Origin of the sequence: Dendronalium phyllosphericum CENA369, from assembly GCF_016056275.1 — a bacterium.
GTDB lineage: Bacteria > Cyanobacteriota > Cyanobacteriia > Cyanobacteriales > Nostocaceae > Dendronalium > Dendronalium phyllosphericum.
This window is the reverse complement of the sequence record NZ_JAECZA010000080.1, coordinates 162,815-173,092: the sequence shown is the minus strand read 5'-3', so window position 1 is coordinate 173,092 and position 10,278 is coordinate 162,815. Positions and strand designations below refer to the sequence as shown.

Below are 10,278 nucleotides of genomic sequence, written 5' to 3'. Positions count from 1 at the left end.
GCTGAACTGGTATGAGCAGGTGCTTGGTCAACCTATAAAAGGGAGTAGGGAGTAGGGATTGGGGAGTAGGGAAACTAAGCCGCCCCCTTCGGGGCGGGGTTTCAACCTATCTTGTGCAATACAAGGATTTTTCGCGCCACAAGGGGCGAGGCTTTAACCTTTTTCGGGGCTAATTTCTTCCCCTACTCCCTACTCCCTACTCCCCACTCCCGCCCCGAAGGGGAGGTAAAATAGCGTAATCGCTACCTAATTGCACAGATAGCCAATCCAAAAACTGTTGAAAACACTCGCCATCCAGTTTTGGGTACTCATAATGTTGTGGTCTCCAGTCAATGGTTCAATGGCACCATAAATCCAAAAGTTTTCCCGTGGTCATTTCACCTCAACAGTAGGTTTAACGCCTGAAGCGGTAATTACTTTTACTGTGAGAGTTTTGAGTCCCACTCTTGTTTCATCTTGACACAAGTAGCGAACACACTTGTTTTGCGCTAAAAGTTGTTTCAATGTTAGTAGAATGATGCCGAGTTTTTTTTAAATTCTGATATCAACTCTTCATCCTGTTTTTGGCTTTGAGGGCGTGGTACTTTCAATTTCGCCCCCAATCGATATCGCACCCAACCATAGACTGTTCCATACTCTAGCTCCAGCCCATGTTGGCGTTTCAACCACTCGACTATTTCACCGTAACTACCAAACCCTTTCTCTGTTTCCAGTTCTTGCTTGAGGGCAGCGAGGACCTGATCGTTAATTTTTCGGTTTGCTTTGGGTGCTTTCTTAATTTCTAGCAGGCCAGACAGCCCATTGGCTCTATACTTTTGCAACCATCTTGTCACCGTTGATGTATCTCTACCCAAACGTTGCCCTATTTCAAGTTGTTCCTTAACTTGCCCACTTTTGAGCCACCACAACATCTGTAACTTTTCTTTCTGGTTTCCTGAAGACACTGTTTGTAGGCGTTTTTTCAGTTCCTCTTCACTCTCGGCGATCGCAATTTTAAATGGGCGGCTCATGGTTTTGTTAACCTACCAAGTTTGCTTCTCCCCATTATATGCAGCTTCATTTTTAATTGGTATTACGCAAGAACTCTCTGAAATTCTTATAACTTCGTGTCCTTTGCGCCCTTTGCGGTTCGTTTTTCATAATTTTGCGTAAGTCGTGTTTATTTATTGAAGTTATCTTAATTAGTTAGACTCGCTATTTTTAGGAAAATAAGGAACACCTAATGCTTTTGGAGGCGTAGATTTTCCTGCTAATCCTATTAATGCCAACATAGCGATCGCATATGGTAGCATCACAAGAAATTGATAGGGAATATTTGCACCTAATGCTTGAATTCGTAATTGCAAAGCTTCGGTAGCACCAAATAGCAAACAAGCTAAAGTACTACCTATAGGATGCCATCTGCCAAAAATTAATGCTGCGATCGCAATAAATCCTTTACCAGCACTCATCCCTTCTGTAAAAAATTTGATTTCCACTAAAGTAAGATAAGCCCCACCCAAACTAGCAAGACAGCCACTCATCACAACAGCCAAGTATCTCACCGTTTGCACAGATATCCCAGCTGTAACCGCAGCTTGAGGATATTCCCCGACAGCGCGCAAAGTCAAACCGAAGCTAGTATAAAACAAAATATATGTAGTTAAAGCGATCGCAAATAAAAGCAAATATACAAGAATATCTTGCTGGAATAACAATGCTCCAATTAAAGGAATATTAGCTAGACCAGGAACGATCGTAGGCTCAATTCCTGGCAATCGCTGGGCACTACCACCGTTAAATACTAGCCGCGCCAAAAATGATGTCAAGCCAGCGACTACGAGATTAATTGCTAATCCGGATACTAGTTGGTCTACGCGCAAACTCACGCACAAAAAAGCATGGAGTAAACCTACCAATCCTCCAGCAATCAAAGCAGCGAGGACACCAACCCAGACATTTCCAGTGAAAAATGTCGCAGCAGCGCTCGTAAAAGCACCAGTTAACAACATACCTTCGAGAGCAATATTTAGCACTCCTGACCGTTCTGAGTACAATCCACCTAAAGCGGCAAATGCTAGGGGAACGGCTAGACGCAGACTCGCTACAAGGTAATCAAAGAAGAAATTGAGATGATTTTGACTGCTCAATACCATGATTTAAGATTATCAGTTTGGCAGCGATCGCAATTAACCATTCTGACTTTTCACGGGAAGTCCTCAAATCCTCGTTAAGGCTGGGGGTAGGGTGTAGGGGGTAGGGTGTAGGGAAAACAAGAAAGCACACCCCACACCCCACACTTCACACCCTCGCTCCTTTCCACATATAGCGGTCGCCAGTAGTGTTAGGACATCAACAGACGATAGAACCTAGACACAAAAAGACTTTTCACCCAGTCACTAGTCCCCAGTCCCTAGTCCCCAGCTATACCGTGAAAAGTCAATTAACCATTTGGATAATGCTAAGAATTGTTACCAGCTAAAGGCAACAGCAAGCGACTGACTACCCGACTATCTGGTAACTGATAGAAATGTAATTCTCCTCCCCATTGCCGCATGAGATTTTGGCAGATTAGCAGATGCAAACCTGGTGGCTGGTTGAGGCGGGAGGGAGCAAGCACATCTTTAGGTGTATTTTGATGTAGGGCTGTCAGTAGTTGTGGTTCAATGATGCCGTTGTCTGTGATTGACAGTTCTAACAATCGCTCATCTAACCGACGACACCAAATATCAATCCTGCCGCTGCTTTGAGAACGGTGACAAGCTGCAACTAACAATTCATGAAGAATTAATTCAAATTTCACTATATCGCCAGCGATCGCCATTGAAGATGAGCTTGAGCTTTGAATTCCTTTGAGAAATGAAGAATTGTTGGCTGAATCTGACTCCTCACTTGATTGCCCTAAACCATGCACGCCTACCCAGAGTTTGTGTTGCTTGAATAAAGTTTCCACTCGTTCGAGCGATCGCTTCAGAAAACTAGTTATAGGCATGGTTTCCCAGTTCATATGCAAATGCCATTGCTCAAGTTTAAGCAATCCAGTCATGGAGGCAGTCGCATGATCTAATTGCCTGAGTAGTAACTGGTAGCGTGTCTGAGTTAAGTCATTAGTAGGAATACCTAAATCTTGTATTTGACTGAGCAGTAGGGTTGTTGTTCTCTGGATTTCTTGGAGGCGACGGTGTTTATACCAATTGAGTTGTTGTAACTCCTGGGTTGAGGACTCTAAAAGCTGGATAATTTGTTGCTGACGACGCGACCAAGCTAATTGAGCGACTAGAGTTTCTATAGCGTTGAGGCTTTGTTGCGACCATCGACGTTCTCGACAATCTGCCATCAACACTACTCCTGTGGGTTCGTACTCAACAGATGTACGTAAAACCATGACTAAAATTTGACCAATATCCGAACCATTCAACCATTTTCTTGTTTCTGGAGGTAAATCATCCACGTTCACACTCAAGTATTCTTCCTGACCAAGCGCCCACTGAATTAAAGCCTCAGATTTAATGGAAATTGATGTATTTGTGACTACCCCAAACTTAGGATCGGCAATTACCCCAGGTAAAATTTCTGCATTGGCTTGTCCGGGTGTCCAGGATAGGAGTAACGTCAAAGGACAACCGAGAACAGATGCTATTTGTTGCAAGACTGTGCTTTCTAGAGTCTTTTCCTCAGTCTCAGTGTTTTCGCTCTGGGGTGGTTCTAGGATGCAAAGACATTGCTTGATACTGAATAAAATTTTCTGCTGATGCTCGCTATCAGTATGCAGTTGCCATTGGCGAACGATCGCCCCAATCTGTTGACTGACAATCCACAGTAGTTCTTTTTCTAGAGTTGTCCAAGTGCGATAGTTTTCGTGAGCGAGGAGCAAAAGTGTTGCGGGTGCATGACCTTGAGCGCAGTTGCAAATTAACAGCGATCGCACACCATTTTCTAACAAATAAGCCCGCCAGTTTAAAAACCGCAAATCTTCGTTTAAGTTCTCTACCTCCACCGCAGTTTTTGCAGACTTCAATATTTGCCCGTCCATGTCTTTAAGGGTATCGAAGGCATATATCAAAGGTCGGCGATTATGAGGTTGGCTTTGGTAAATAATTTGATAGTGATTCTGCTCCGGATTGTACTGTAATAGTAAAAAGCGGGTGGCTGCCAATCGAGCCAAAACTTTCGTAGCACAACTGTGTAAAGCTTCGTGAAGGTCTTGGTTACTATAAATAGCTTGGACAATTTGGCTAGTTAGATAACTATCATCTTGAATTTGTTTGATAGTGCTTTCCATGCTGTCAGTGGGAGCAACCAAAGAGATTAACCCCGCAGCACCTTGAACAAAATTTTTATCAGCTTCCGTCCAGATTCGAGGTTCATAGCCTTCTACCGCGAGAAAACCTAATAGATCGTTTTGCCAAATAATCGGAGCTGCCAACAGCGATCGCACCTGCAACCTTTGCAATAACTTGCCTGTAAAATGGCTTTTTAAGGAACTACGTGCATCACCAATCCAGACAATTTGATTGACTGCTAAAGCATAATAAAATTCGCTCAATTCCTGTACGGTGATGCCGGCTGCTGGTTGCTGATTGTTAGAGTTACGACTCATGTTCGCCAGTTGATTGCTCATCCGACACCAAAAGTAGCGCCCTTGCCGCTCAAACCAGTAAATATTTGTTCGGTTGGGGGAGACAAATTGATGTGTCGTCTCTACAACTGTTTTTAGCCTTTGATCTAAATTATTTAAGGTGCGTAAATTTTCTAATAACTGTAATAAAGGCTCGTCAGGGCGTTTGGTTTGCTTTTGCTGCAAATCCATCTCATGTTGATAAAGCACTGCCCCCAGTTCGCCCAAAACCATCATCAAACGTGCTTTGGCTTCCCCAGGTAGTAAGTAACCCCAGCGTTCCGAACCCAGTAATAGCACGCCTAAACAGCGGTCTTTATAGCGAATTGGCAAAAGCACTGTTCCCCGAATATTAAATTTTTTGCCAACTTCTAGCCATTCTGCTGCACGTGCTTCGGTTTGCAAATCGGCTAAACCTAATGGACGCTGTTCAATTACTACTTGCTCTAACAAATCGCCAGAATTGAGGACAAACCGTTTGTATAAAAAGCGAGTGTCACGATCCGGGATGATGCCTCCTTTACCGAATAATGTGTGTTTGAGGCGATCATAAAGCGCAATCCAAATTAGATTGTAGTCAAACTGCTGTTGAACATAAGAAATAGTAGTTTTAATCAGAACTTCAACATCATCTTCTTCCCTGAGACTTTGCAGGACTTGTCCCAAGGCATGGATTTGCTGTTCGGCGGCTATGGTTTTTTGTGGCTGCCCCATCTGATTATTGATTTACGTAACTTGTAATATATAAGATGCCCAGAAAAGCATCCTAAATAATAAGCTGTCACAGTAATCGTGAAAAATGTCAGTGGTCAGTTGTCAATGGTCAGTAGCAACTGACAACTGACAACTGACAACTGATAACTAACAACTAAACATTTGTCAATGGATATTTATCAAGTCGCTATGCGTCCGCTTTTGTTCAATCTGGTAAAAGCAGATCCAGAGTGGTTACATCAGCAGACGATTCGTAGCTTAAACTGGCTATCGCAAACTAGTAATCACCCTCCTGCTAGCTGGATAAACCGCAGCCTCAAGCAGTCTTTATGTTTGTACGATCCGCGTCTAGAACAAACTTTGTTTGGTTTGCACTTTCCCAACCCTGTAGGCTTGGCAGCAGGCTTTGATAAGGATGGAGTTGCTGCTGGTATTTGGTCGAGTCTTGGTTTTGGCTTCGCGGAATTGGGTACTGTGACGTTTGTGGCACAACCTGGAAATCCTCGTCCTCGGTTGTTTCGCTTACCTTTAGATAAAGCTGCACTCAACCGGATGGGTTTTAACAATAGCGGTGCAGTAGCGATGGCAACAAGATTGGTAAAAGAGAAACAAGAGTTACCCCAATCGATACCCATAGGTATCAATTTGGGTAAATCTAAAATTACACCCTTAGAAGCAGCAGCAGCAGATTACCTTAATAGTTTTCGCTTACTCAAGGAGTTGGGGGACTATTTTGTAGTCAATGTCTCTTCCCCCAATACTCCAGGATTGCGATCGCTTCAAGATGCTTCCATGCTCAGTGCCATTTTAGATTTATTACAACAAGAGAATAATATTCAAAAGCCGATTTTTGTCAAGATAGCACCTGACTTGGAATGGGAAGCGATCGCCGACATTATTGCTTTAGCTAAAACCTACCAACTAGCGGGAATTATCGCCACTAACACCACCATTAGCCGCGATGGATTAAAAACTCAGGTAATTGAGCAAACAGGGAAATCACCTCAAGAAGAAGCCGGCGGAATTAGCGGCGCACCATTACGCGATCGTTCTACTGAGGTAATTAGTTTTATTTGGCAGCAAACCCAAGGACAAATCCCAATTATCGGAGTTGGCGGTATTTTTTCTCCCGCAGACGCTTGGGAAAAAATTACTGCTGGTGCTAGCTTGCTTCAGATTTATACAGGCTGGATTTATCAAGGCCCGATGGTAGTCCGTCGAATTCTTGCTGGTTTACTTTCCAAGTTAGAACAGAATGGATTAAACTCCATCACTGAAGCTGTAGGCATAGGAATTAAAAATTAAAAATTTTAACTTTTAATTTTTAATTGTTTAGCCTTCTTCTAGTGGGAAAAACTCCTTAGTTGTTTCCGAAAAAGTCCAAGCAATACCATCTGGATCGCGGCTGCGAGTCCATTCAGGAAATTCGGGATCGTTTCGCCGTTTATATACTGTGCTGGAATAAACATTCAGCCGTTTAGCTAATTCCGATTGGATAAGGGAGCCAAAAACTAACTGTTTTGCCAGATTTTGTTTGACTTCCGTATGAACTGTTGGCGGTGGTAATTCCGCTTCTGGTTCTTCTTCCAGTGGCTGTGGTGGCGGTGGTGCTAAAAGCGAACGCGCAGTTTTGGTAACTGGTTGAGCGGGAAGTTCTTTAACAGGCTCGCTACTGTCTAGTATGTTGCCCAAAATACTAGCAGTTATAAAGTAGTAGACTTCACCCCCTTCTTCAGAATTGATGAAACTTGCACCGAATTCAGCCGCTTTGCTATCTAAGTAGCGTTTTGCTGCCGATCCAGAAAAATTGCCCCTAAGTGCCAAGTCTATTGGCGTAATTTTGCCCTGGTTTTCCCGAATTAACCGATGGAAAACTGGGTTAACTCGCTGACTCCACTGTTGCCATTGATATTGCTGCCAAATTTGGAAACCAATGCCTAACACAATCAGTGCTAACAAAAATCTCCAGGTAGCAACCAGAAAAATAATCAAAAACGAGATTGGCAAAAGTAGAACGAGAAAAGCCTTCCCGTCGCCTTCTAGTAATTTTTCACTCATGCCGATTCTTGCCAAGTGAATTTTTGCAAATGATATACTATCTTGGCAAAAATCGGGTCACTTTTTTGTATCGTTTGGCAAAGTTACGGCAAATTGTCCGGCAAAACTCAAACCTAGTCTGGATATATATGGTTTCAGAAACTCCAACTAGCTATTAGATCGGAAAATATAGGCAAAAGTGTTTTGTCTAAAAACTGAAGTCACCATGAATAATTTAGATCGGGGCAAAACTAGAAAAAATCTGTTATTTACAATCCAAATGCCTGAATTTACGACAAATCATTACACATATAGCTGTTTTCACGTGGGATGCAACTATTCTTAACTGAACGAAATTCTGAAAATTAATTTAGCAACCCTTGACATCTAATAATACATATACTACATTAGATAATACAAGTTGATATTCCCAAAGGAGTTAGCTTCATCAGTAGCGGATAACTCAAGTAACAGAGCGCCCACCTTGCCTACAAGGGCCGACATATCGAGGGTTATCGATTACAACTTAAACATCCTCGATCCCATTCTGGACGTGTAAGTGAAAATCCTGCTCCGCTACACCCAATTCAGTGCTGAGTTATGAGTGCTGGAGTTTAAATTTTTAATTTTGCATTTTTAATTTTCATGTGGCGGGTAGCTCAGTGGTAGAGCGCTAACATCCTTGTTCGCCCCTTGCCTGCAAAGGCCGAAGAATTGAGGGTTATCGATTTGGGTTCGAGAGGTCGCAGGTTCAAATCCTGCTCCGCCACCCAAAACCTAATTTTGAATTTCATCTGGTGGGTAGCTCAATTTGGTAGAGCAATGAACGGGTTTAATTACCCATAGTCCTTAATTCACAACCTTGCCTGCAAAGGCCGACGAATCGAGGGTTATCGCTAATTCATGGGTTGCAGGTTCAATTCCTGTTCCACCAGAGTAAATTTTGCATTTTTAATTTTGAATTTTTGATTTCATGTGGCAGGTAGCTCAGAGGTAGAGCGCCTAAAACATCCTTGTTCATCCCTTGCCTGAAAAGGCCGACGAATTAGGGTTATCGCCTTCCAAGCGGGATGTCGCAGGTTCGAGTCCTGCCCTGCCACCTTTCATTTTTGCCCGCAAGGGCTGGGAGATGAAGCGATGAATTACAATTTCTTCACTAGAAAGAAGACAACTACACCACAATCACAACCTATTCCCGGACGAGAAGCAGAGATGATTCAGGGACGTTCCGGTGGTTGGATGTTCGATGCTGGTATTTGGAAGATGCTGCGCCGTTGTCTATTAGTTGGTACAGCAAAAAGCACTTACTATGCTGGCAAGCAAGAATTAACAGAAGATTTTGTGGCAGTTGTCAAACAAGCTGTTGCTGAAAATCCCAGCCGTGTTGCGGAAGAAATTCTCTATGCTAGCGACGGACGCGCCATCAATAACAGTGCGCCTATCCTGGCTTTGGTGCTGCTATCTATGGGTGAAGCACCGCAAGCAAAGCAAGCTTTTGGTGAAATCTTCCCTCAAGTTGTCCGCACTGGTAGCCACTTCTACGAATGGCTGAATTACACCAAGTCTTTGCGAGGATTTGGCAAAATCGTACGCGAAGCTGGTAAAACTTGGCTATCACGAGAAGATGTCAAAGGCTTGGCTTATCAGCTATTGAAATATCAACAGCGTCAAGGCTTCTCTCATCGAGATGCATTGCGGTTGTTTCACGTTAAACCGCCTACAGAAAATCACCGTCAACTATATGAGTGGGTTGTCAGAGGCTGGGAAGACTTGCCAGCAGAAATCCCCTCAGAAGCTTTGGCGCAGATTTGGTGGTACGAGTGGCTGAAGCGAAATCCGCGCTCTACTCATGAAGCTATTTTGCAAGGACGCTTAACTCACGAAATGGCTGCACCTGTGGGCAAGATGGATAAGCAAGCTTGGCAATTGCTATTTGCTGAAATGCCAATAGGTGCAATGCTGCGTAACCTAGGTTCGCTAACTGAACTGGATGTGTTGCGAGCTGATGAAAGTGACAATTTGTCGCGTGTGGAAGCAGTTCTCAACAACAAGGAACATCTGCGTAAAGGTCGCATCCATCCGATTGATGTTTTGAAAGCACTCAAAACTTATGAATCTGGAGGAAGATTAGGACGCAGCCAGAAGACTTGGAAACCAGTTCCTCGCATTGTGGACATCCTAGAAAAAGCCGTTGAACTGTCTTTTGATGTTGTCCAACCCACTGGCAAAGTGTTCATGCACGCCGTAGACGTTTCCGGTTCTATGGGTAGTTTGGTTGCAGACATGGGACTGAGTTGCTGTGAAATTGCCACCACAATGGCATTGGTGACAGCAAAAGCAGAGAAAAACTATATGATTCGCGGCTTTGCTACCGAATTTCGGGAATTAGGCATCACTGCTAAAGATAGTTTTAGTTCTGCGGTTCGCAAAGCTAGCAACCAAAACTTCGGCGGAACTGATGCCTCTGTAGCTTACGAGTGGATGATTAAGAATAAGTTCAAGGCAGATGTAGTCTGTTTCTGGACTGACTCAGAAAGCTGGGCTGGTTATCAGCATCCCAGTCAAGCGCTGAAAGAGTATCGCAAAAAGGTCAATCCTGAAGCCAAGGCGGTATATGTCACCTTGACACCTTACCGCATTACCTTAGTAGATCCTGAAGATCCATTGTCTTGGGATTTAGCAGGGTTCGATCCGGGAACACCTCGCATCATCCAGATGCTAGCTACAGGTGAGTTGTAAGAACGGCTGAATCACAAAGGATAAAAGGTAACTTCTTTTATCCTTTTTCATGGCGGGTTATCCTGATTCAAAACTTGCCTTTCGGGGACGAAGAATTTAGGGTTATCGGTTATATCTCCACCATTTTGGGGATTAGCGGGTTCAATTCCCGCACCCGCCTTTGTTTTATAGATTGCCAAGCGAATGGAATT

General features: G+C 43.6%; 7 protein-coding genes and 3 tRNA genes. 5 read left to right on the top strand and 5 right to left on the bottom strand.

The window, feature by feature from the left end; translation table 11 throughout:
- Positions 1 to 506: 506 nt before the first annotated feature.
- The 3 genes from I8752_RS17210 to I8752_RS17200 all read right to left on the bottom strand — a co-directional run bounded on the left by I8752_RS17210 (position 507) and on the right by I8752_RS17200 (position 5,311).
- Positions 507 to 1,010: a helix-turn-helix domain-containing protein gene (locus I8752_RS17210; protein ID WP_214433522.1), complete on the bottom strand. Its 504-nt coding sequence runs from the start codon at positions 1,008 to 1,010 to the stop codon at positions 507 to 509.
- A 171-nt stretch (positions 1,011 to 1,181) separates the two neighbouring features.
- Positions 1,182 to 2,135 (bottom strand): ABC transporter permease, encoded by a 954-nt coding sequence (locus tag I8752_RS17205; RefSeq protein WP_214433521.1) that lies wholly within the window; start codon positions 2,133 to 2,135, stop codon positions 1,182 to 1,184.
- A 305-nt stretch (positions 2,136 to 2,440) separates the two neighbouring features.
- Positions 2,441 to 5,311, bottom strand: coding sequence for a GAF domain-containing protein (locus I8752_RS17200; protein WP_214433520.1), 2,871 nt, complete (start codon positions 5,309 to 5,311; stop codon positions 2,441 to 2,443).
- A gap of 168 nt (positions 5,312 to 5,479) precedes the next feature.
- Between I8752_RS17200 and I8752_RS17195 the strand changes: the two genes are divergently transcribed.
- A complete protein-coding gene (locus I8752_RS17195; protein ID WP_214433519.1) occupies positions 5,480 to 6,616 on the top strand; it encodes a quinone-dependent dihydroorotate dehydrogenase in 1,137 nt (378 codons plus the stop codon).
- A 27-nt stretch (positions 6,617 to 6,643) separates the two neighbouring features.
- Here the strand turns inward: I8752_RS17195 and I8752_RS17190 are convergent, their stop codons facing one another.
- Positions 6,644 to 7,369, bottom strand: coding sequence for a hypothetical protein (locus I8752_RS17190; RefSeq protein ID WP_214433518.1), 726 nt, complete (start codon positions 7,367 to 7,369; stop codon positions 6,644 to 6,646).
- A gap of 627 nt (positions 7,370 to 7,996) precedes the next feature.
- On the opposite strand from I8752_RS17190, the gene I8752_RS17185 reads away from it, so the two are divergent.
- The 4 genes from I8752_RS17185 to I8752_RS17170 all read left to right on the top strand — a co-directional run bounded on the left by I8752_RS17185 (position 7,997) and on the right by I8752_RS17170 (position 10,087).
- Positions 7,997 to 8,121, top strand: a tRNA-OTHER gene (locus tag I8752_RS17185).
- A gap of 22 nt (positions 8,122 to 8,143) precedes the next feature.
- A tRNA-OTHER gene (locus I8752_RS17180) sits at positions 8,144 to 8,283 on the top strand.
- A 41-nt stretch (positions 8,284 to 8,324) separates the two neighbouring features.
- Positions 8,325 to 8,448, top strand: a tRNA-OTHER gene (locus I8752_RS17175).
- Between the two features lie 37 nt (positions 8,449 to 8,485).
- Positions 8,486 to 10,087, top strand: a complete 1,602-nt coding sequence (locus tag I8752_RS17170; RefSeq protein ID WP_214433517.1) for a TROVE domain-containing protein — start codon at positions 8,486 to 8,488, stop codon at positions 10,085 to 10,087.
- Between the two features lie 47 nt (positions 10,088 to 10,134).
- On the opposite strand, the gene I8752_RS38065 is transcribed toward I8752_RS17170, so the two are convergent.
- Entirely contained in the window at positions 10,135 to 10,266 is a 132-nt protein-coding gene (locus I8752_RS38065) for a hypothetical protein (RefSeq protein WP_263985351.1), read from the bottom strand.
- Positions 10,267 to 10,278 lie beyond the last annotated feature (12 nt).